Origin of the sequence: Gillisia hiemivivida (assembly GCF_007997295.1) — a bacterium.
GTDB lineage: Bacteria > Bacteroidota > Bacteroidia > Flavobacteriales > Flavobacteriaceae > Gillisia > Gillisia hiemivivida.
Genome location: NZ_VORY01000014.1, coordinates 1 through 22,515 on the forward strand (window position 1 = coordinate 1; position 22,515 = coordinate 22,515).

The 22,515-nt window shown below is 35.1% G+C and carries 19 protein-coding genes and 1 pseudogene; 11 read left to right on the forward strand and 9 right to left on the reverse strand.

Translation table 11 applies throughout. The features are described 5' to 3' along the window. Positions 1-324 precede the first annotated feature (324 nt). The 5 genes from secDF to asnB form a co-directional block, all read right to left on the reverse strand. A complete protein-coding gene (gene secDF, locus ES724_RS11400; RefSeq protein WP_146933102.1) occupies positions 325-3,309 on the reverse strand; it encodes a protein translocase subunit SecDF in 2,985 nt (994 codons plus the stop codon). Positions 3,310-3,479: 170 nt separating this feature from the next. Next, positions 3,480-4,406, reverse strand: a complete 927-nt coding sequence (mdh, locus tag ES724_RS11405; RefSeq protein ID WP_146933104.1) for a malate dehydrogenase — start codon at positions 4,404-4,406, stop codon at positions 3,480-3,482. Positions 4,407-4,494: 88 nt separating this feature from the next. Further along, complete coding sequence (locus tag ES724_RS11410) at positions 4,495-5,466, reverse strand: DUF6588 family protein (RefSeq protein WP_146933106.1); 972 nt, start codon at positions 5,464-5,466, stop codon at positions 4,495-4,497. Between the two features lie 104 nt (positions 5,467-5,570). Beyond that, a complete protein-coding gene (gene gyrB, locus ES724_RS11415; RefSeq protein WP_146933108.1) occupies positions 5,571-7,511 on the reverse strand; it encodes a DNA topoisomerase (ATP-hydrolyzing) subunit B in 1,941 nt (646 codons plus the stop codon). A gap of 143 nt (positions 7,512-7,654) precedes the next feature. After that, positions 7,655-9,265, reverse strand: a complete 1,611-nt coding sequence (gene asnB / locus ES724_RS11420; protein ID WP_146933110.1) for an asparagine synthase B — start codon at positions 9,263-9,265, stop codon at positions 7,655-7,657. A 246-nt stretch (positions 9,266-9,511) separates the two neighbouring features. Here asnB and ES724_RS11425 point away from each other — a divergent pair, with 246 nt between their 5' ends. Beyond that, entirely contained in the window at positions 9,512-10,075 is a 564-nt protein-coding gene (locus tag ES724_RS11425) for a DUF2911 domain-containing protein (RefSeq protein ID WP_146933112.1), read from the forward strand. 319 nt (positions 10,076-10,394) lie between these two features. On the opposite strand, the gene ES724_RS11430 is transcribed toward ES724_RS11425, so the two are convergent. Further along, on the reverse strand, positions 10,395-11,027 hold the full coding sequence (locus tag ES724_RS11430) for a 7-carboxy-7-deazaguanine synthase QueE (RefSeq protein WP_026839591.1): 633 nt from the start codon (positions 11,025-11,027) through the stop codon (positions 10,395-10,397). A gap of 332 nt (positions 11,028-11,359) precedes the next feature. On the opposite strand from ES724_RS11430, the gene ES724_RS11435 reads away from it, so the two are divergent. The 10 genes from ES724_RS11435 to ES724_RS11480 all read left to right on the forward strand — a co-directional run bounded on the left by ES724_RS11435 (position 11,360) and on the right by ES724_RS11480 (position 19,442). After that, positions 11,360-12,670, forward strand: coding sequence for a D-alanyl-D-alanine carboxypeptidase/D-alanyl-D-alanine-endopeptidase (locus tag ES724_RS11435; RefSeq protein ID WP_246136863.1), 1,311 nt, complete (start codon positions 11,360-11,362; stop codon positions 12,668-12,670). A gap of 73 nt (positions 12,671-12,743) precedes the next feature. Then, the gene (locus ES724_RS11440) at positions 12,744-13,805 is read left to right on the forward strand and encodes a S66 peptidase family protein (RefSeq protein WP_146933114.1); all 1,062 of its coding nucleotides are present in this window, start codon (positions 12,744-12,746) and stop codon (positions 13,803-13,805) included. Between the two features lie 62 nt (positions 13,806-13,867). Beyond that, positions 13,868-15,394, forward strand: a complete 1,527-nt coding sequence (locus tag ES724_RS11445) for a helicase HerA-like domain-containing protein (RefSeq protein ID WP_146933116.1) — start codon at positions 13,868-13,870, stop codon at positions 15,392-15,394. Between the two features lie 14 nt (positions 15,395-15,408). After that, positions 15,409-15,963, forward strand: coding sequence for a hypothetical protein (locus ES724_RS11450; RefSeq protein WP_026839595.1), 555 nt, complete (start codon positions 15,409-15,411; stop codon positions 15,961-15,963). A 144-nt stretch (positions 15,964-16,107) separates the two neighbouring features. Then, positions 16,108-16,314 carry a hypothetical protein gene (locus ES724_RS11455; RefSeq protein WP_026839596.1) on the forward strand — a complete coding sequence of 69 codons (207 nt, stop codon included), beginning with the start codon at positions 16,108-16,110 and terminating at the stop codon, positions 16,312-16,314. A 93-nt stretch (positions 16,315-16,407) separates the two neighbouring features. Beyond that, entirely contained in the window at positions 16,408-17,259 is an 852-nt protein-coding gene (gene rluF / locus ES724_RS11460; RefSeq protein ID WP_146933118.1) for a 23S rRNA pseudouridine(2604) synthase RluF, read from the forward strand. Between the two features lie 61 nt (positions 17,260-17,320). After that, positions 17,321-17,566: a DUF7218 family protein gene (locus ES724_RS11465; RefSeq protein WP_146933120.1), complete on the forward strand. Its 246-nt coding sequence runs from the start codon at positions 17,321-17,323 to the stop codon at positions 17,564-17,566. Between the two features lie 3 nt (positions 17,567-17,569). Beyond that, on the forward strand, positions 17,570-17,995 hold the full coding sequence (locus ES724_RS11470; protein WP_146933122.1) for a VOC family protein: 426 nt from the start codon (positions 17,570-17,572) through the stop codon (positions 17,993-17,995). Positions 17,996-18,004: 9 nt separating this feature from the next. Continuing rightward, positions 18,005-19,024, forward strand: coding sequence for an AI-2E family transporter (locus ES724_RS11475; RefSeq protein ID WP_146933124.1), 1,020 nt, complete (start codon positions 18,005-18,007; stop codon positions 19,022-19,024). A 10-nt stretch (positions 19,025-19,034) separates the two neighbouring features. Continuing rightward, positions 19,035-19,442 (forward strand): YkvA family protein, encoded by a 408-nt coding sequence (locus tag ES724_RS11480; protein ID WP_146933126.1) that lies wholly within the window; start codon positions 19,035-19,037, stop codon positions 19,440-19,442. A gap of 156 nt (positions 19,443-19,598) precedes the next feature. Here the strand turns inward: ES724_RS11480 and ES724_RS11485 are convergent, their stop codons facing one another. The 3 genes and pseudogenes from ES724_RS11485 to ffh all read right to left on the reverse strand — a co-directional run bounded on the left by ES724_RS11485 (position 19,599) and on the right by ffh (position 22,268). Beyond that, positions 19,599-20,480 carry a bifunctional 5,10-methylenetetrahydrofolate dehydrogenase/5,10-methenyltetrahydrofolate cyclohydrolase gene (locus ES724_RS11485; protein ID WP_026839601.1) on the reverse strand — a complete coding sequence of 294 codons (882 nt, stop codon included), beginning with the start codon at positions 20,478-20,480 and terminating at the stop codon, positions 19,599-19,601. Positions 20,481-20,519: 39 nt separating this feature from the next. Then, a pseudogene (locus ES724_RS11490) lies at positions 20,520-20,894 on the reverse strand (four helix bundle protein). A 45-nt stretch (positions 20,895-20,939) separates the two neighbouring features. Further along, entirely contained in the window at positions 20,940-22,268 is a 1,329-nt protein-coding gene (ffh, locus tag ES724_RS11495) for a signal recognition particle protein (RefSeq protein ID WP_146933128.1), read from the reverse strand. Positions 22,269-22,515 lie beyond the last annotated feature (247 nt).

Sequence of the window (22,515 nt, forward strand, 5' to 3'; positions counted from 1 at the left end):
TATAAAAGGATAAGGTCCTATCTATCGGTCGATATATCTTATGATTATCTAGCCATCGGTTGACTCTTACCCCCTTTCACTTATATCTGTAAAACTAGAAATTTATTCCAAATGCAAACATAGGAGCTATCGGAACAGGGTGACGATACTATTTTAACTGCCGTCATGCTGAACTCGTTTCAGCATCTTTCATCCTCTATCCTACTATCTAATAAGATCTTAAAACGAGTTCTGTTTAAAGCTTTATGAGAAATATTTAAAACACAAAAAAAGCTGTTCATTACTGAACAGCTTTTTTATATTATTGAAATACTTGCGGATTAATTATGCAACTACTTCTTCTTTCTTTTTGTTATCTCTAATTGCCTTTTTATTTGCACTATCAAACATAACAGGCGTAGCAATAAATAGGGATGAATAAGTACCTACAATAATACCTATAATCATTGCAAACATAAATCCTCTAAGGCTTTCTCCACCAAATATAAAGATAGCTAACAACACTAAGATAGTGGTTAAAGAAGTATTCACTGTTCTACCAAGCGTACTATTTAAAGCACTGTTAATTATTTTACTTCTTTGCCAGGTGGTATGTTCATTCGCGTATTCACGAATTCTATCAAACACTACCACAGTATCATTCAAGGAGTAACCTATTACCGTTAAAATTGCTGCAATAAATGCTTGATTTATCTCCATACTAAATGGCATAATATTATATGCTAAAGAGAAGATACCTAATACTATTAATACATCATGGAATACTGCCGCAACAGCACCTAAACTATATTGCCATTTTCTAAATCTCAATAAGATATAAAGGAATACCACGATTAAAGATCCTAATACCGCCCAGAATGAATCATTTTTAATATCATCGGCAATTGTTGGGCCTACTTTCATAGATTTCATAATTCCAATTTCACGTTCGTTGGAACCTACTGTAAAGTCATCGAAAGAGACATCTGTTGGTAAATGCGGTTGTAAAGCATCGTACATCATTCTCTGAATTTCTGTATCTACAGCTTCTCCATCATCTTCAACTTTGTATTTTGTGGTAATCTTTAACTGATTATTTGGACCAAAGGTTTTTGCTTCAGCACTTTCAAATGTAGCGATAAGATCTTTTTCAACTTCCGAAGCATTTACATCATCTGCGAATCTCACAGTATAAGTTCTACCTCCAATAAAATCTACACCTTGATTCAATCCATTCATAAAGAAAGATCCAACACTTATTAAAATGAAAATTCCAGATATAGCATATGCTATTTTTCGTTTACTTAAGAAATCGATATTCATGTTGGTGAATAGATTCTTGGTAATTGAAGTGCTAAATGGCAACGATTTTCCATTTTTACCGTATCCATCAATGAATAATCTTGTGATAAATATTGCAGTAAACAATGAAGTTGCAATACCTATTAATAAAGTAGTGGCAAAACCTTTAATTGGCCCTGTTCCTAAGATCAATAATATTAAACCGGTAAGACCAGTAGTAATGTTAGCATCTAAAATAGAAGAAAGCGCATTGTTAAATCCGTCTTTAATAGCATCTTTTTGCGATTTTCCTTTTGCCAGTTCCTCTTTAATACGTTCAAAGATAAGTACGTTCGCATCTACCGACATACCAATAGTTAAAACGATACCCGCAATTCCAGGTAAAGTAAGCACCGCTCCAAGACCGGCTAAAATTCCGAAGATAAAGATGATGTTCACTACTAGAGCAACATCAGCAAAAAGACCAGCTTTTCCGTAATAGAAGATCATCCACAACAATACAATGGCTAAGGCAATAAGGAATGAATTCAGACCGCTACTTATAGCTTCTTGCCCAAGAGATGGACCTACGATCTCACTCTGAATAATATCTGCAGAAGCAGGTAATTTACCAGCTCTAAGTACATTTGCTAAATCCTGACCTTCAGTGATATCAAAATCTCCTGAAATCTCACTTCTACCTCCACTAATTGGCCCTGTAGAAACTCCTGGTGCAGAATACACTACGTTATCTAAAACTATCGCAATATTACTTTTTTCAGTATATGCCCTTCCAGTCATTTCTTCCCAGATCTTAGCACCTTTACCATCCATTTGCATAGATACTGCTACTCTACCTACCTGATCGAAAGTTTGTGTAGCATCTGTAATAACATCTCCCGTTAATGCAGGAATCATTTCACGATCTCCTTTTAAAGCATAAAGATCTGATACATTATCTTTGGATACTCCCCATACAAATTCTGTAAAACGTAGGTCTGCAGGCAAAAGAGATCTTATCTGAGATTTATTTAAATATTCTCTAACCTGTGCGGTATCTTTTGATGAAAAAGAAGCCAAAATAGGGCTTCCCTGGAAACCTGGAGAAACCATTAGATCCAATAAAGGATTGTTTGCTGTTTGCACTTCAGAAGTGTCCTCTGTGCTAGCAAGTAAAGCTTCAATCTCCTCATCTTCTTCAGAAGCTGAAAGCGTATCTTTTTTCTCTGCAGATTTATCTTCTTTCTTAACCATTTCTGCAAGTGTGTTATTTGCATTGATCAAGAAATTTCCGAAATCTGTATTCTTATGTACATACCAGAATTCTAACTGAGCCGTACTTTGAAGTAATTTTTTAACACGACTGATGTCCTTTGCTCCAGGAAGTTCTACCAATATTCTACCAGAATTCCCTAGACGCTGAATGTTTGGTTGTGCAACCCCAAACTTATCTATACGCTTACGCAATACTTCGAAAGCAGAAGTTATAGATTCGCTAACCTTTTCTCTAATAATAGGTTTAACAACATCATTGGTCATTTCAAAATTCACCTGATCGCTAAGAGTCTTATTGGCGAAAATATCTGGAGAAGCTAATTTAGCTCCTTCATTTTTTTCGAATGCTTCATAGAAAAGGTCTAAATAATTTTCCTGACTATCTTTTTGTGCAGCATCAGCTTCAGCTAAAGCCTTATTAAATGCAGGATCGCTACTATTGTTAGCCAATCCTTTTAAGATATCTTTTACAGAAATTTGAAGAATCACATTGATTCCTCCTTTAAGATCGAGCCCTTTATTAAGCTCCTTATCTTTTGCTGTGTTGTAAGTAATTCCAGCAACAATCTCGTTATTACCAATAGAATCTAAATAACTAGCTTCTTCAACATCTCGCAGTACAGAATATCCCTCTACGTTAGTACCTATTTTTTGCTTAGCAAATGCCTCTGCATCACTCTCTACTCCGCTGGCAATAAATGTAAATGATAGCTGGTAAATACATACCAGACCAAATAAAACCGCAAAAATCTTGATCAGTCCTTTATTCTGCATTATTCTTTATTATTTAATGTCAATTTTTAAAACGGACAAATATAGGATTTCATTATTCAAATGCCAATTATTTTTTTTTGAAAAATTTAACTTTTTGACAATAAAAAAGACCACTTAAAAAGTGGTCTTTTTTCAGATTCAGTTTTCACTGAAATATGATAGAAATACTGCTAAAAAGTCAACAAATCATTCGTTTTCTTTACACCTTCAGCACTTTCTTTAATCTTAGCTTTTTCAGCATCGGTTAATTCTATTTCAACGATTCTTTCCAATCCGCCTTTACCTAAAATTGCAGGTACACCAATACAAAGATCATTTAGTCCGTATTCTCCATCTAAAAGCGCAGAACATGGGAACATTTTTTTCTGATCGCAAGCAATTGCTTGAACCATTGCAGAAACTGCAGCTCCTGGCGCATACCATGCACTGGTTCCTAATAATTTAGTTAAGGTTGCTCCACCTACTTTAGTATCTTCAGAAACTTGATTTAATCTTTCTTCAGAAAGAAAAGCAGTTACAGGAATACTATTTCTTGTTGCCAATCTTGTTAAAGGCACCATTCCAGTATCACTATGCCCACCTATTACCATTCCATCAACATCAGATGGAGGACATTCTAAGGCTTCACTTAATCTAAATTTGAAACGTGCACTATCTAAAGCACCACCCATTCCAATAATTCTATTTTTAGCAAGACCTGTGGTTTTATGCACTAAATAAGTCATTGAATCCATTGGGTTACTCACCACAATTATGATAGCATCTGGAGAATGTTTAATTAGGTTTCCTGAAACTTCTTTTACAATTCCGGCATTGATACCAATTAATTCTTCTCTTGTCATTCCCGGTTTTCTAGGAATACCACTTGTAATAACTACAACATCACTACCAGCAGTTTTAGAATAATCGTTAGTAGAACCTACGATCTTAGAATCAAATCCGTTAAGAGTTGCAGTTTGCATTAGATCCATTGCTTTTCCTTCAGCAACACCCTCTTTAATATCTACTAAAACAATTTCTGAAGCAAAATTCTTTATGGCGATATATTCTGCACAACTTGCTCCAACAGCACCTGCTCCAACGATAGTAACTTTCATTTTATATGATTTAAATATTAATTATTGATTTTATACGAAAATACAAATTATGTAACAGTTAAGTAATAAGGAATGGTTAAATGTCCTTTTAATTCAAGCGGTAATGAAGTCCAACATTTGCATTAAATAATCCGCTGGCAGAAAACACCGTGCTAAATTTAAATTTATCAACGTAGTAATTAAATCCAATATTACCTTTAAATTTTCCTTCGCTATTTCCTAGAGCACCTAATTGATTATTTAGAGTAGGCAATGACCCTCCCGTACCTCCAAATGCATAATCGAATTTAGAATTAGTATAACCAAAACCACCCATTACTTCAAAAGTATCATAAAGCTTAGAACCTATTAGCTGAACATTATACATATTCGCATCTACATCTATTCTATCTAAATTTGCAATTTGTATATCTATAGGAGTGAATTTATAATCTGCTTTGAAATTACTGTAATTAGCTACCAATGCAAATTGAAAATCATCTTCTCTAAGTCTTTTATATATATACTGAGAGAAATTATGTTTCAGCCCAACTCCATAAGTGCTTATTCCCACATCATTTATAAAAATTTCAGGTAAATATCTTACCGCGATCTCTGTCATATATGGCAATCCAACTGTTACTTGTGGAAAAGCATGCAACACCACGCTTTTATCCAAGCCGTCTATAGCATCAAATTCAAAATCCTGTCCGAAAATTGACCCTTCATAAGCAGCATCTGTATCACCACCATAAACCGTTGGCAACAGTGCATTATTTGCCCCGACTATTGTTAAATTATTAAATTGATTATTATTAATTATTTTATCTTGTTGAGAACTTGGGACAAATAAGGCATTTCCATGAACCGAAACTTCCACTTGCCATTTTTCCAGAGTTGAAGCTGAAGAAAACCAGCCTGCACTAGATTGCAAAGTTGCTCCTTCTGCTCCAGGTTCAGCAAAATTTTCAGCTATTAGAAGCATGTCATTAATTAAAAGATTTACATCTTCTTGAGCCTTTGAAAATTGAGTCACTAAGAGTAGTGATAAAAACAAGATAGATTTTGGGAGGTTTCTCACAGTGTTAATTTTTTGTATTGGGGATAAAAATAATAAAATTCAGATTGTAAATTTAAACTTACTAGTAACAAAAAAAGCCCACTTAAAAAGTGGGCTTAAAATCTTTATATATCTACATTCGCATAGACAGCATTCTTTTCAATAAACTCTCTACGTGGCGGCACCTCATCTCCCATTAACATAGAGAAAATTCTATCGGCTTCACTACTGTTATCTATATTAACCTGACGAAGCGTTCTAAACTCAGGATTCATTGTGGTATCCCATAATTGCTCGGCATTCATCTCTCCCAAACCTTTATATCTCTGAATTTGAACACTTCCATTAAAGCTTTCAGCAATAACATCTCGTTCCTTATCACTCCAAGCATATTGCTTCTTCTGCCCTTTTTTAACTAAGTATAAAGGTGGCGTAGCAATATAAATATGTCCATTTTCTATTAGTTCCTTCATATATCTAAAGAAGAAAGTAAGAATTAAAGTTTCAATATGGCTACCATCTACATCGGCATCACACATTATTACTACTTTATGGTATCTCAACTTTGAAAGATTTAAGGCTTTACTATCCTCTTCAGTTCCAATAGTAACTCCTAAAGCTGTGTATATATTTTTGATTTCTTCATTGTCAAAAACACGATGTCTCATCGCTTTTTCCACATTCAATATTTTTCCTCGAAGTGGTAAAATAGCCTGAAAAGCTCTATCTCTTCCTTGTTTTGCAGTTCCACCTGCCGAATCTCCCTCTACAAGATACACTTCACATTTCGCAGGATCTTGCTCAGAACAATCAGATAATTTTCCAGGTAATCCACCTATACTCATTACCGTTTTACGCTGAACCATTTCACGCGCTTTTTTAGCAGCATGTCGGGCTTGAGCAGCAAGAATCACCTTCTCTACAATAATTTTAGCATCACTTGGATTTTCTTCCAAGTAATTCTCTAACATTTCTGAAACCGCTTGAGAAACTGCAGAAGTAACTTCTCTGTTTCCTAGTTTAGTTTTGGTTTGACCTTCGAATTGAGGCTCCCCTACCTTTACAGAAATAATAGCCGTTAATCCTTCACGGAAATCATCTCCTGCGATTTCAAACTTCAGTTTATCTAACATCCCAGAAGCATCTGCATACTTCTTAAGAGTTGTAGTTAAACCTCTTCTAAAACCAGCTAAGTGAGTACCCCCTTCATGAGTATTAATGTTATTCACATAAGAGTGCAAATTTTCATTAAATGAAGTATTGTAGATCATTGCAACCTCAACAGGAATATCATTCTTTTCACCTTCCATTGCGATCACATGAGAAATAATAGGATCTCTGTTTTGATCTAGGAATTTTATAAACTCTTTTAAGCCTTCTTCAGAAAGAAAGGTTTCAGAAAAAAAAGTTCCATCTTCATTTACTTGACGCTCGTCTGTTAATACGATTTTAAGACCTTTATTTAAAAAAGAAAGCTCACGCATTCTACTTGCAAGAGTATCATAATTGTAATCTGTAGTTTGCTGAAAGATGCTTGGATCTGGAGTAAATGTCACCACCGTTCCCCTAAGATCTGTCTCACCAATAGATTTTACAGGATACATTGGCTTACCTTTTTCATACTCCTGACGCCAGATAACGCCCTCTCTGTAAACCGTAGCAGTTAAATGATCAGATAGCGCATTCACACAACTCACACCAACTCCATGCAATCCACCAGATACTTTATAGGAATCTTTATCAAACTTCCCTCCGGCTCCAATTTTTGTCATTACTACCTCTAGGGCAGAAACTCCTTCTTTTTTATGTAAATCTATTGGAATACCACGCCCGTTATCTTCGGTAGTGATAGAGCCTTCCTTTGTAATAATTACTTTTATAGTATCACAATGGCCAGCCATTGCTTCATCTATAGAGTTATCCACAACCTCATACACCAAATGATGCAATCCCCTTACTCCAGTATCACCAATATACATGGAAGGACGCATGCGCACATGCTCCATCCCTTCAAGCGCCTGAATACTATCTGCCGAATAACTGTCTTTCTTAACTTCTTCGCTCATATATGATTCTGTTAAAGTTTGTCTTTTTATGTAACAGACAAATATAACAAAACCCCTACTCCTATTAGCTTGGAGCGCACCTCAATACCCTTAAGTTATTAACAATTTTTGTGAAAAACCCTGCTTTTTAGTTGATAAGGAACTCAAACTTTTGCTGCTTCTATGAAACTGGTTTGCGCAACGTGAGTTGAACTTGCTCTACCGCTTGGGTCTAAATCTTTTTGCCATTTTGGAATCCATTTCTTTACAGATTTCGCTGCAGATTCCTGTGGAAAATAACTGTTAAAGATCTCTCTATAAAAATATGCCTCTTTGGTTGAAGGGGTGTTAACTGGATATTTTGATGCAGCCATTTCCAATTCCAAATCGGTCACTTGGGACTTCGTGAATTCTATAAGACTATCTATCCAACTGTAACCAACCCCATCGCTAAACTGCTCTTTTTGTCTCCACAGTACTTCATCTGGAAGAAAAGCTTGCTCTGGAGTATCAAAAGCTTTTCTAAGAATATACTTTTCCACTCCTCCGTGTGTTGACGGCATTTTATGAATAGGTGCTATTTCAATCGCTGTTTGTAAAAAAGCCTTGTCTAAAAATGGCACTCTGGCTTCTAATCCATGAGCCATGGTAGATTTATCTGCTCGCAAACAATCTGCTGTAGACAATCTTTTAACTCTACTTATTGTTTCTTTCTGAAATTCTTCAGCAGAAGGTGCATTTTTAAAATACAGGTATCCACCAAAAATTTCGTCTGCGCCTTCCCCAGATAGCACCACTTTTATACCTTTTTCAGTAATTGCTTTTGAAAGGAAATACATAGGTGTACTGGCTCTTATAGAAGTTACATCATAAGTCTCTAAATGCCAGATCAATTTTTTGATAATTCCAATCCCTTCTTCAACCGTAAAATGAATTTCATGATGGTCGGTTCCAAGAAAATCTGCTACTTTTCTAGCAGCGATCAAATCTGGCGCATCTTCATTCAATCCAATAGAGAACGAATGTAATTTTTTCCCTTTTTCTTTAAGTATTCGTGCCGCTATAGATGAAGTCAAAGAAGAATCTAATCCTCCACTTAACAACACACCTAAAGGAACATCAGACATTAAACGTTTCTTGGTTGCAGCAATCAAAGAGTCTCTCAATCTTTTTAAGTCTGCTTCTTCCTGACAATCTTCTAAGGAATACCAATCTGGTTTGTAATATTGAACAAAACCAGTTGTTGGTGTGTAATAATATCCAGGAGGAAAAGCTTGAAACTCCACACATTGATCTGCCAAAACTTTCATTTCGCTCGCAAACCAAAGCGCGCCATCTGCATCTTCACCATAATAAAGCGGCTTTACTCCTATTGGATCTCTAGCTGCAATGAAGTCTTTTCCATCTACTACCACAAAAGAAAAATCCCCATCTAACTTGTTTAAGAAACCATACCCGTATTTTTCATATAAATGCACGATCACTTCTGAATCTCCTGTTGTACGAAACTCGTGATCTTTTAATTCATTTTCTTTAAGCGCCTGGTAGTTATATATTTCGCCGTTATGAATCATCCATGCTGAAGAAGTTCCTTGAATTGGTTGTTTTCCGGTTGTAACATCCATTATTGCCAATCTCTCATGACATAATATCGCTCCAGACTCAGTTACATGAACATCACTTTCATCTGGCCCACGGTGACTCATTCTTTTAGAAAGTTGAGAAACTAAGCCTTGATCTTCCTTTTTTCCTATTACAGCTAAAATACCACACATAATTTTAAGTTTTAATTCTAAACAAATTTGCAGTATTCATTTACGAATAAAAACCATTAAACAATAATTGGTTACATTTAATAACTAAAATTATTAAATAAGCATCTATATGAAAATATATGAGATTAAATTTATATCATAAACTGTCAAGTCAAAACTTTGGGGAATTAAAAAATATAAGACTTCATTAACAACCCCCGTTTTGTTGAAACAGTACCTTTATCTTATTAAATCAATTTAAAAATTATGAAAAAAATATTCTTATTAGTAGTAATAGCAATCTTTACGCTTCAAAGCAATCCAATAAATGCCCAAGAGACTACCAAAAAAGCTCCAAGTTTCAATAAAATGGATGTGAGTCCAATGGACTTGGTAGTTTACAAAAATGAAGCTGAGGAAGTATTGGCGAGGGTTATCTACAGTAGACCTCTAAAAAGAGACAGAGAAATCTTTGGTAAATTAGTGCCGTATAATGAAGTATGGAGAACTGGTGCTAACGAAGCTACAGAGCTTACTTTATATAAAGACATGAAAGTAGCCGATGCAGTTGTGGAAGCAGGAACTTATACACTTTACACTATTCCTGGAGAAAAAGAATGGACTGTGATACTTAACAACAGAACAAATACTTGGGGAGCTTATGAATACAGCGACCAAGAAGATAGAGTAAGAATTAAAGTTCCTGTGCGTAATGCACCTTCAACCATAGAATCTTTCTCTATGGCCTTTGTAACCCAAACTGATGGAGCCGATCTTTTAATGGGTTGGGACGATAAATACGTTGAAGTTCCATTTAAAGCAGTTCAATAAGCTTTAAAATCAAGAGCCTCGGGGCAAGCCCACGAGATATGTCCCGATGGTTCGGGAGGAAAATACTTTTAAAAATTCGAGGCATCCCGATAGTTCGGGACGGGGAATTAAACCCTCAATGAGGGATTAAAGTAAAAGCTAAAAATTAAAACGCTTTCTATCCTCACGAGTTGAAAGCGTTTTTTTATTGTAAATCCTTTGGACAAGACCACGAGATAAGTTCCGATATTTCGAAAGTAAAATAAGCTTGAAAACCAAATCCAGCCCATTTGAATGTTTTAGGTAAGCATAAATAATCAAACCCTCAATGAGGAAGGGATTACGGGATATTTAAATATTTATGCGTTTGCAATGAAACTTTCCATTTAGGGTTTTTCATTACATAATCTACAATTACAGGAATTACAGAATCGCGCTTACTCCATTCTGGCTGGAGATATAGAATACAATCCTTATTAACCAATGCAGCTTGCTCTTCTGCAAACTTCAAATCATGAAGATTATAAACAATCACTTTCAATTCGTTAGCAACTTCATAGATCTCTTCTGTAGGTAGCTTTATTTTTTTAGGAGATAAACATATCCAGTCCCATACCCCTGTTAGTTTATAAGCCCCAGAAGTTTCTATATGAATCTTACATCCCTGAGCTTTTAAAGTCTCTGTAAGAATCGTCATATCCCAAGTTAAAGGTTCTCCCCCGGTAATCACAACAGTATCACTATGAGAAACGGCATTTTCCACAATCTTCCCAACATGAGTTGGAGGATGCAAAGAGGCATCCCAACTTTCTTTAACATCACACCAGTGACAGCCAACATCGCAACCACCTATTCTAATGAAATAAGCAGCCGTTCCTTTATAAAATCCTTCACCCTGTATGGTATAAAATTCTTCCATTAACGGAAGCATTATACCCTTGTCCACCAGCACTTTTGTATCTTCTGTAATCATAGCCTGCAAAGATAACTATTCTTTAAGACCTAACATAGCTTAGTTTTAAATTGAATTAATCCTTGTTCTAGGTGATTTTATCAATAAATTCCTCAAGCATTAAGAGCACTTTTAGAAGGAAAAGTTATAATTTAACGGATTATCCGTTTGTCTGCCTGTAATAATTTTTAATCATATGTATTTAGGTTTTTCGTCATCCTAGTAAGACCTAATGAGACACAGAAACTCCCGATGATTCGGGACAGATTGACGAGGAAGGACGGCACCTAGTTTGGCTCCAAAAGAGTTGCCCCTTTTGAGGTTACTATTTTTCACCACCTAAAACACTTTTAGTGAGATCAAAAATTCTACATTCCTTTTCCATACTTCTAATAACTTCAATACTTTTTTCTTGCTCTAGCTCTCGTAAATTAAATAAAGAACTCTCTAGACAGCTTACTTCTGAAGTTTTTGACCAAAGTTTTACTGGCTTCGCTCTTTATGATCTGGACAAAAAGAAATTTGTTATAGAGCATAATTCCAATAAGTACTTTACTCCAGCCTCTAATATTAAGTTGCTTACATTTTATGCCTCACTAAAAGAATTAGGAGATTCTATCTCTGGAATGAGATATTACACCACTCCAGATTCTCTGGTCTTTTGGGGCACTGGCGACCCAAGTTTTTTAAATCCGAATTTACAGGGATCTAAAGTATTCAACTTTTTAAAGAACTCTTCTAAAGACCTATATTTCGCAAGCTCAGCAATCACTAACCGTCCCCTTGGTTCAGGTTGGGCTTGGGACGATTATAATGATGCCTATTCTGCAGAGCGCTCTCAATTCCCTATTTATGGGAATCTGGTGAGTTTTAAATGGAAATTCAACGAGCCGCTTCCATTAAGTTCTCCTTCTTATTTTTCTGATTTTTTAATCAAAGATCAGGAGCTTTCCAATTCTATTAGAAGAGATGTAGATGCTAATATTTTTAGATATAATCTTTCAAAAATTGAAGCCCTAGAAACCAACATCCCTTTTAAAACCTCATCAGAATTGACTGCTAAATTACTTAGTGACACATTAAATAAACCTGTGACGCTTATTTCTAAACCTTGGAAAATTCAGAATAAAAATATACAAACCATATATTCTATTGCAGCAGACAGTCTATATAAAGAAATGCTTCAAGAAAGTGATAATTTTATAGCAGAACAGTTGCTTTTGCTTATTTCTGAAAAGATAAGTGACAGCTTAAGAACAAATATTGCAATAGATCATATACAATCTATTTACTTTAATGATCTACAAGACCAAATTAAATGGGTGGATGGCTCGGGATTATCCCGCTATAACTTAATATCCCCCAGAACTTTGGTAACTATTCTTGATAGGATCTTAGAGGAACTACCAAGAGAGCAACTTTTTAAACTCCTTCCTGCAGGCGGAAAAGAAGGAACTCTAAAAAACTGGTACGCTTCAGACATACCTTATATCTTTGCGAAATCGGGCTCTCTACGAAATAATTATTCCCTAAGTGGTTATTTAAAAACCAAATCTGGCAACCTGATGATCTTCAGTTTTATGAACAACAATTATGTGGCTTCTTCTTCAGAAATTAAAAAAGTAATGGAAAAAATGTTTTTGGAAGTTAGAAATTCTTATTAAACCTCATAATTCTAGAGGAACCTACCGATAATTATTTATTTTAGAGCGAAATTATATCTAGCACAATACCAGAATGGAGAGAAGAAATTTTTTAAGGAATATAGGAACAGGTAGTCTAGCAGTAGGATTATCTTCATTTATTGCCCCTGTTGCATTTTCTTCGGAATTAAATACAACAACACTAAAAGAATTAATCCCGAATCATCTTTCTGAAGGAGATACTATCGGGATTATAAGTCCGGCCTCTAATAAATTTGAGTCTGAACCCTACGAAATTGCAGTTGAGACTTTTCAAGCTATGGGCTTAAAAGTGAAACTTGGTGAGCATGTTGACTCACATTACGGGCATCTTGCAGGTACCGATGAGGAGCGGGCAGCAGATTTAAACAACATGTTTAAAGATCCAGAAGTAGATGCTATTATCGCTTTGCGAGGAGGATCTGGTGCTGCGAGGATCTTGGATAAAATAGATTACGATGCTATAAAGAAAAATCCAAAAATATTTATTGGATATAGTGACATTACCGCTATCCATATGGCAATATATACCAAAACCGGACTAGTCACTTTTCACGGGCCAATGGCGATTTCTACATGGAATAGCTTCAGTTATAATATATTTAAAGAGATCCTTTTTAATAAGAACGCTTTCACTTTTGAAAACACAAAAGATACAGGAAATAATCTGGTTCAAGTAAATAACCGAATTCGAACCATTACTTCAGGAAAAGCGGAAGGGATTTTACTTGGAGGAAATCTATCAGTATTAACTGGGATTATGGGATCTTCTTTCCTGCCAAATTGGGAAAATAAGATCTTGTATCTAGAAGAAGTTGGAGAGAAGATTTATGCGATAGACAGGATGATGTCCCAACTTAAATTAGCTGGAGTTTTAGATAAGATTTCCGGGTTTGTATTTGGACAATGCACCGATTGTGATCCTGGAGGAAGCGGATACGGTTCTTTAACTTTAGAAGAAGTAATAGATCATTATATTAAACCTTTGGGCATTCCTGCCTATTCTGGGGCAATGTTTGGTCATGTAGATAACAATTCTACGATCCCAAATGGAATAAATGCAGCAATTGATGCAGATAAAGGGACAATAAGCATGTTATCTCCTGCCGTGTCGTAGAAATTAAATTTTCAGTATTTCATTAAACAGGAAACTGTTTAATTTTATAATAACTTAGAAGAATGAAAGATCCCAACAAGTTTATAGAGCACATTCAGCAAGGATATGCTCCAAAAGGAGATTTTATATATATGGGTGCTGCCATGTTGGACGGAAAAACTATTCCGGAAGCGCAAATTAAGATCCCCTTAAAAACTATGAATCGGCATGGACTTATTGCCGGAGCAACAGGAACCGGGAAAACCAAAACGCTACAGATTTTAGCAGAAAATCTTTCAGAAAAAGGGGTTCCTGTCCTAATGATGGATATTAAAGGAGATCTTAGCGGAATTGCAAAACCATCTCCCGGTCATGAAAAAATTGATGATCGCCATCAGCTTTTAAATTTTGAGTTTAAACCTCAAGCTTCTCCTGTGGAAATTTTAAGTCTTTCTGAACAACCCGGAGTACGTTTAAAAGCGACCGTAAGTGAATTTGGCCCTATTCTTTTATCGCGTATTTTGGACCTTTCTGATACTCAGACTGGGATTTTAGCCGTTGTTTTTAAATATTGTGACGACAATCAACTACCTCTTCTGGATCTAAAGGATCTTAAAAAGATCATTCACTATGCAACAGATGATGGAAAAGAGGAATTTGAAAAGGATTATGGTAGAATGTCTAAATCTTCAACTGGATCTATTTTAAGAAAGATCGTTGCTTTAGAGCAGCAAGATGCCGACCTCTTTTTCGGGGAGCCTTCTTTTGAGGTAGAGGATCTTATGAGAACAAATATCGACGGTCGCGGGATGATAAATATCATCCGGCTAGATGACATCCAGGATAAACCTAAATTGTTTTCTACGTTTATGCTGAGCTTGCTAGCCGAAATATATTCGACATTACCAGAAAAAGGTGATAGCGATAGACCAGAATTGGTTCTTTTTATAGATGAGGCACATTTAATTTTCAAGGAAGCATCTGATGCATTATTGGATCAAATTGAGAGTATTATAAAACTGATACGATCTAAAGGAGTTGGGATTTATTTTGTAACCCAAAATCCAACAGATGTACCAAAAGAAATATTGAGTCAGTTAGGTTTAAAGATTCAGCATTCCTTACGTGCATTTACTGCTAATGATAGAAAAGCGATCAAATTAACTGCTGAAAATTATCCCATTTCTGAATATTATGATACCAAAGAAGTTTTAACCTCGTTAGGTATTGGAGAAGCATTTATTTCTTCATTAGACGAAAAAGGGAGACCTTCTCCTTTAGCGGCTACAATGATGAGAGCTCCAATGAGCAGGATGGACGTTTTAACTTCAGAAGAATTAAAAGATTTGATAGGTTCTTCTAGGTTGATTTCTAAATATAATAAAGAGATTGACAGGGAAAGTGCCTATGAATTATTGAATCAAAAAATAGCTCGGGCAGATCAAGAAGAGGCAAAAGAGAAGGCAAAAGAAGAAAGAGAGAAAATTTCTCGAACAAGTTCAAGAACATCAAGAAGCTCCAGTAAAACTCAAAGTGCAGTGGTCAAAGTTTTAACAAGTGCTACTTTTATTAGAGGGGTTATGAGTATTTTGAACAAAGCATTTAAATAAAAGTCAAGAAGAATATGAGAAGATTAAGTTTAAGTTTATTAGCATGCATTACAATTAGTTTAATATCATGTGGTACTGATTCCGACCCATTTCTAATAGATACTACTAGAGTAGGCTCACTAACAAAAGAAATTAAGATCAATCAATTAGATTCTGTTTTCAGTGAAGATTCCATTGTTAGAAAAAATTCTGGAAGTGAATTTTTTAATTCTACCAGCGAAATAGAAATATTTGACAAAGAAGGAAAACCACTGCTAATCCTAGAGCCAATTCAGCAATTTGACTCTACAAGTACCGTTGGCTATATCCAGATCATGGATTCCAGATTTCAAACTGCAAAAGGACTTAACAATGCAAGCACTTTTGGAGATGTCGTTAAAAATTATGAGATCTCAAGAATTGAAAACACCTTGAATTCTGCTGTGGTTTTTATAGATGAACTAAATTTATATCTGACAATAGACAAAAAGGACCTTCCATCCAGCCTTCGCTACGATACAGATTCCAGAATTTCTGCCTCGCAAATTCCAGACGATGCCAAAATAAAATATTTAATGGTAAGTTGGTAAAAAACTACACAAAAAATTAAGATAATAGGTCGAATTTTTGAAAAAAATTATCCTTTTATAGGCTTTAAATCTTTAGAATATGTTAATAATATATCATTTTTCAATTCTTTAAGTACCTTTACCGCTTAACCAATATCTATTATTATGATCAAGATTATAGCCGTAATTATGTTAATTGGAGGCGCAATTTCCCTAGTAATGGGAGTTTTGGGAATATTTGGAAGCATTGCCCCACTTATGGATCCTTGGGCACTTGCAATATTAGGATTTGTATTTTTTATTGCAGGTATCTCTATGCTTAAATATCGCAAGGACACCGATGAAGTTGCGGTAGAAAATAGGAAAGCATAATAAATAATTTTAGGGTAGCACAGATTAATATTGAATTGAGCAACTTAATAATTGCTGAATCTTTATCTTTGCTACCCTAATCCTTTTTATACTATGCAACTTACCCGAATCAATAAATATTTAAGTGAAGCCGGGTTTTGTTCCCGCAGAGAAGCAGATAAATTAATTGATCAAGGTAGAGTCACTATTAATGGTGAAGTTCCAGAAATGGGGACAAAGGTAGCTCCGGGCGATATTGTTCGTGTAAACGGGAAAACGATTATCAATCAAGATGAAAAACCCGTTTATATTGCTTTTAATAAACCTGTAGGCATTGTTTGCACCACCGATTCTGGTGTAGAGAAGGACAATATTATAGACTTCATAAAGTATCCTAAACGTATTTTTCCAATTGGCAGGTTAGATAAGGGCAGTGAAGGACTTATTTTTCTGACCAATGACGGGGATATTGTGAATAAAATATTACGAGCCAGTAATAATCACGAAAAAGAATATGTGGTTACGGTTAACAAACCGATCTCCTCAACTTTTATAGATAGAATGGGAATGGGAATTTCCATTTTAGATACTGTTACTAAAAAATGTGAAGTAGAGCGATTAGGAAATTATGATTTTAGAATTGTTCTCACACAAGGTTTGAACAGGCAAATTAGAAGAATGTGTGAAGCATTGGATTACGAAGTTACAAGTCTTAAACGTGTAAGGATCATGAATGTTTTACTTGACATTCCTGTTGGGGAATGGAGAGATATTACTGAAAATGAATTAAATACCATTAATGAAATGGTAACTAATTCTATAAAGACTTATAAGGCGCCAGAACCAAAGAAAAGGAATCCGAAATACGACGAAGAGAAGGCAGAGAAATTTCATTCTAAGGACACTAAACCTAAAGAATCTCCTACATTTTCTGGTAAATCAAAATCTCGCAGGAATAAATCTTAACACATAATTAGCTGAAAGAAGGCTGATCGTTTAAATAGAACTTTCTATTTTTAGGATAAAAATGGGAACTTCAAACAGTCGAATCAAAAATGAGGCTCAATATGAAGCCTTGAGAGCGAAAGGATATAGTGAGGAGATGTCTGCACGAATCGCCAATACCCCTGATGCTGGAGAAAAAGGTGGTAAAGCGAAAGACTATGAAGACCGAACCAAATCTGAATTGTACAGCCAAGCCAAAAAAGTTGGTATTCCTGGGAGATCTAAAATGTCCAAATCTGAATTAATTAACACATTAAGAAATAATTAAACTATGGGAAAAATTCAACCTTTTCATTTAGCAATTCCAGTTACTACTCTAGAAGAAAACAGAGTTTTTTATAGGGAAGTCTTAGGTTGTGAAGAAGGCAGAAGCAGTGACCACTGGGTCGATTTCAACTTTTTTGGCCATCAATTAGTGATACATGTGCAAGAACCCCAACCCAAACCGATAGGAAAAGGTAATCCTGTAGATGGAAAAGATGTGCCAATCCCACATTTTGGTGTGGTACTAGAATGGGATGTTTTCCAAGATTTTTCTGAAAAACTAAAAAGAAATAAGATTCAATTTGTTATTGAACCTTATATTCGATTTGAAGGCAAAACAGGAGAACAAGCAACCATGTTCTTTAAAGATCCTTCAGGAAACGCATTGGAATTTAAAGCCTTTAAAAAAATAGATCAACTTTTTGCTAAATAAAAATTATACATGAAAAACTTAAGTTCCTCGCTAGTAAGACAGATTTTTGTTCTTTTACTTATTGCCTTTCTGGGAATCTTAATTTTCAAAGAGATAATTCCTTATTTATCTGGTGTTCTTGGCGCAGTTACTCTTTATGTGCTTCTGCGTAAATGGATGAAAAAGCTGGTTGATCGTGGCTGGAAAAAAGCTTATGCTGCAGCTTTACTAATGGTAGGATCGTTTATTGGAATCCTAATACCCATTTCACTAATAGTTATCATGCTAACTTCTAAAATTGGCAAAGCTGTTGCAAATTCAGAAAAGGTGGTAATTGCCTTCAAAGAGCAAATAAATAAAATTGAAGAGTCTATTGGCTACAAAATAAGCAGTAATATAGATAGTGATTCCATAACAAGTTGGGTTTCCACAAATCTTCAAAGTTTTGCTGGAGGCACTTTCAATGCATTTATAGCGATAGGGATCATGTATTTTATGCTTTACTACATGCTAATTAGTAGAGAAAAACTGAATGATATTCTTGGATCATATATTCCCTTGGCTTCAGACAATATCCATCTGATAGGAAAGGAAAGCGACCTTTCCGTAAGATCTAATGCTTTAGGAATACCTTTGGTGGCAATTATTCAAGGAATAATAGCATTAATAGGCTTTTTGATATTTGGAGTTCCAGATCCATTTTTCTGGTTTGTGATAACAGCAGTAGGTTCAATGATTCCATTTATAGGGACAGCAATTGGGATTCTCCCAGTTACCATCTTGTTATTCTCGCAAGGAATGGAATGGCAAGCAATTGCGATTCTTATTTATGGAGTAGTTGTAGTGGGATCTACAGATAATTTGGTAAGATTATATATTCTAGAAAAATTATCCAGTGTTCATCCCTTGATTACTTTATTTGGAGTGGTGGTAGGAGTGCCTCTCTTTGGATTTATCGGCCTAATTTTTGGCCCCTTACTTATCTCCTTATTTTTACTTATATTAAAGATATACAAAACCGAATACAGCAATATTAACGACAATTTATAAAAAACTTATTATGAAAAATATATTTAGCAAAAAAGTAGAAGAAATAGACGAAGAATACATGAATGAAGAGATCACAAAGATCGATGGAGATGATGTAGACGTGGTGATGGACAAACAGGAAGATATTTCCAAAAAAATCACTAGCTCTAATATGTTAGAGAAATATACAGAATTGGCTAAAGTGATGTTTGGAATGCTTAAAGATTACAGAAAAGGAATCTATACAAATGTACCATGGTTTACCATTGCCTCTATTGCCTTTGGATTTTTATATGTATTAAATCCGTTGGATATTATTCCAGATTTTATTCCTGGATTAGGATACATAGATGATCTGGCCGTATTGAGTTTTGGTTTAAGATTTATTGAAAGCGATCTTCATAATTATTTGGATTGGAAGTTGGAATCTGAAGAATAAAAAAACCATTTTATACAAAAAAAGAGCAATCCAAGGATTGCTCTTTTTTTATACAAACTAAAATAATTTAGTGATAATCTGCTCTTTTAATAAGCTGATAAAATTTGATATCTTATCAACACACTTCCATATTTGTTTTCGGGAGGCTATGCCTGTCTAACTCAACCTATGGTTTTCTCTTGCCAATAAAGTGTTTTTAAGCAACATAGCAATGGTCATTGGCCCTACACCTCCGGGAACTGGAGTTATAAAAGAGGCTTTTTTACTTACATTTTCAAAATCTACATCTCCTGTAATTCTATAACCTCTTGGTTTAGTTTCGTCAGGTACTCTTGTAATACCAACATCTATTATAACCACATCATCTTTTACCATTTCGGCCTTCAAGAATTCTGGATTACCTAAAGCTGTAATAATAATATCTGCTTGTGAAGTGATCTGGGTAATGTTCTTTGTATAGCTGTGCGTTACCGTAACCGTAGAGTTACCAGGGAATCCTTTTCTTCCCATTAAGATGCTCATTGGTCTACCTACAATATGGCTACGCCCAATCACTACTGTATGCTTTCCTTTAGTCTCTACATTATAGCGCTCAAGTAACTCAATAATTCCAAATGGAGTAGCAGGAATAAAACTACTCATATCCAATGCCATTTTTCCAAAATTTGTTGGATGAAATCCATCTACATCCTTATCTGGATTTACGCTGAGTAATACTTTTTGAGTGTCTATTTGTTCAGGAAGTGGTAATTGGACAATAAACCCATCGATATCTGGATTTTCATTTAGTTCTTTGATTTTCTTTAAAAGCTCGGTTTCACTAATTGTACTGGATAATTTCACTAAAGTAGATTCAAAACCTACTCGCTCACAAGCTTTCACCTTACTATTCACATAAGTTAAACTTGCACCGTCATTCCCTACAATTATTGCTGCAAGATGCGGTACTTTCTCTCCCCGATTCTTCATTTGCTGAACTTCTGCAGCAATTTCATCCTTTATTTCGTTGCTTACTTTTTTACCGTCGAGAATTGTCATATTTTCTAATTGCAGTTATCAGTTTGCAGTAGGCAAACTTTAAATAGTTTTGGAACACCCAAATTTTTCGGGATTATTAATCATATAATTTAGAAGTTTTCCTACCTCTTCACTTTTAGCATGTAATTTAGAATGATCATCATTAGATATATAGTTGCAAGCTAGAGCAAAATCGAACCATAATTGTGTTTCAGAATTTTCACTATCTGCATCCGTTAATTTACTTTTAAAATGCTTTACATAATCCCTCTTTCTATAAGCCTCAGCAATAGCTGAACAAACTCATCTAGAGGATCTTACGATTTGTGAGGTTAAAGCAAATTTCTCATCACTGGGAAACTTTTTTGAAATAGTAAAAACCTCCATTGCCAGATTAAAAGATTTCTGATAAGCTATCAAGGTTTTTAAACTCATACTTATTTATTAATGCCTGCTGCATACTTAAGACTGCAAACTAGACTATTTCATCCCCTTCATCATTTGCATCATTTTTTGGCCTCCGCCTCCTTGCATCATCTTCATCATTTTACCCATTTGGTTGAATTGCTTCAATAACTGATTTACTTGCTGAACAGAAGTTCCAGATCCACCAGCAATTCTTTTCTTTCTAACCGAATTGATAAGAGTTGGCGTACTTCTTTCCGCAGGGGTCATAGAATAGATAATCGCTTCTACATGTTTAAAAGCATCATCATCAATATCGATATCCTTCAACATTTTTCCTGCTCCCGGAATCATTCCCAACAAGTCCTTCATAGAACCCATTTTCTTGATCTGGTGCAATTGCTTTAAAAAATCATCAAATCCAAATTGATCCTTAGCTATCTTTTTCTGAAGTTTTCTAGCTTCTTCTTCATCATATTGCTCCTGAGCTCTTTCCACTAAGGAAACAACATCTCCCATTCCTAAGATCCTATCTGCCATACGAGAAGGATAGAATACATCTATCGCATCCATTTTCTCACCGGTACCAATAAACTTAATAGGCTTATTTACAACAGATTTGATCGAAATTGCCGCACCTCCACGTGTATCACCATCTAACTTGGTAAGGATTACCCCATCAAAATTCAAACGATCGTTAAAGGCTTTTGCTGTATTTACCGCATCCTGACCTGTCATAGAATCTACCACAAATAAGGTCTCTTCTGGTTTAACAGCAGTATGAATATTTTGAATTTCTGTCATCATCGCTTCATCTATAGCAAGACGACCGGCAGTATCTATAATAACAACATTAAACCCATTTTGCTTGGCATGTGCAATTGCAGCCTTAGAAATAGCAACAGGATCTTGATTCCCTACATCACTAAAAACCTCAACTCCTATTTGCTCTCCAACAATCTGCAATTGATTGATCGCTGCAGGACGGTAAATATCACAGGCCACTAAAAGTGGATTCTTATTTTTTTTTGTTTTTAAGAAATTAGCTAGTTTTCCAGAAAAAGTAGTCTTACCACTACCCTGTAAACCAGACATCAAGATTACAGAAGGATTTCCAGAAAGATCTATCTCTTCTACTTCACCACCCATTAATTGGGTAAGTTCATCCTTAACCAATTTCACCATAAGTTGTCCAGGCTTCAATGCAGTTAATACATCTTGTCCTAAAGCTTTTTCTTTTACAGTGCTTGTAAATTCTTTCGCTATCTTATAATTCACATCAGCTTCCACCAAGGCTCTACGTACCTCCTTTAAAGTCTCCGCAACGTTTACTTCTGTAATTTGCCCATGTCCTTTTAAAACATGTAAGGCATTATCTAACTTATCACTTAAATTATCAAACATATATTTTCCTTCAATCGTTATTCAAATAGACACCAAATGGGCTGTGCAAATTTAGCAATTAATGCGGTAATTAGGAAAGATTCTTGCAACCTATAACATTATTTACTTTCAGCAGTATACAGAGAGGCTTTATACATTTAGTCGAGCCACGGTATTATAAAGTTAATTCTGATTTTAATTAAACTTAGGACATGGATTTATACCCGAAATAGAAAGATAATTAATTTAAGTGCAATGATTTGTACTA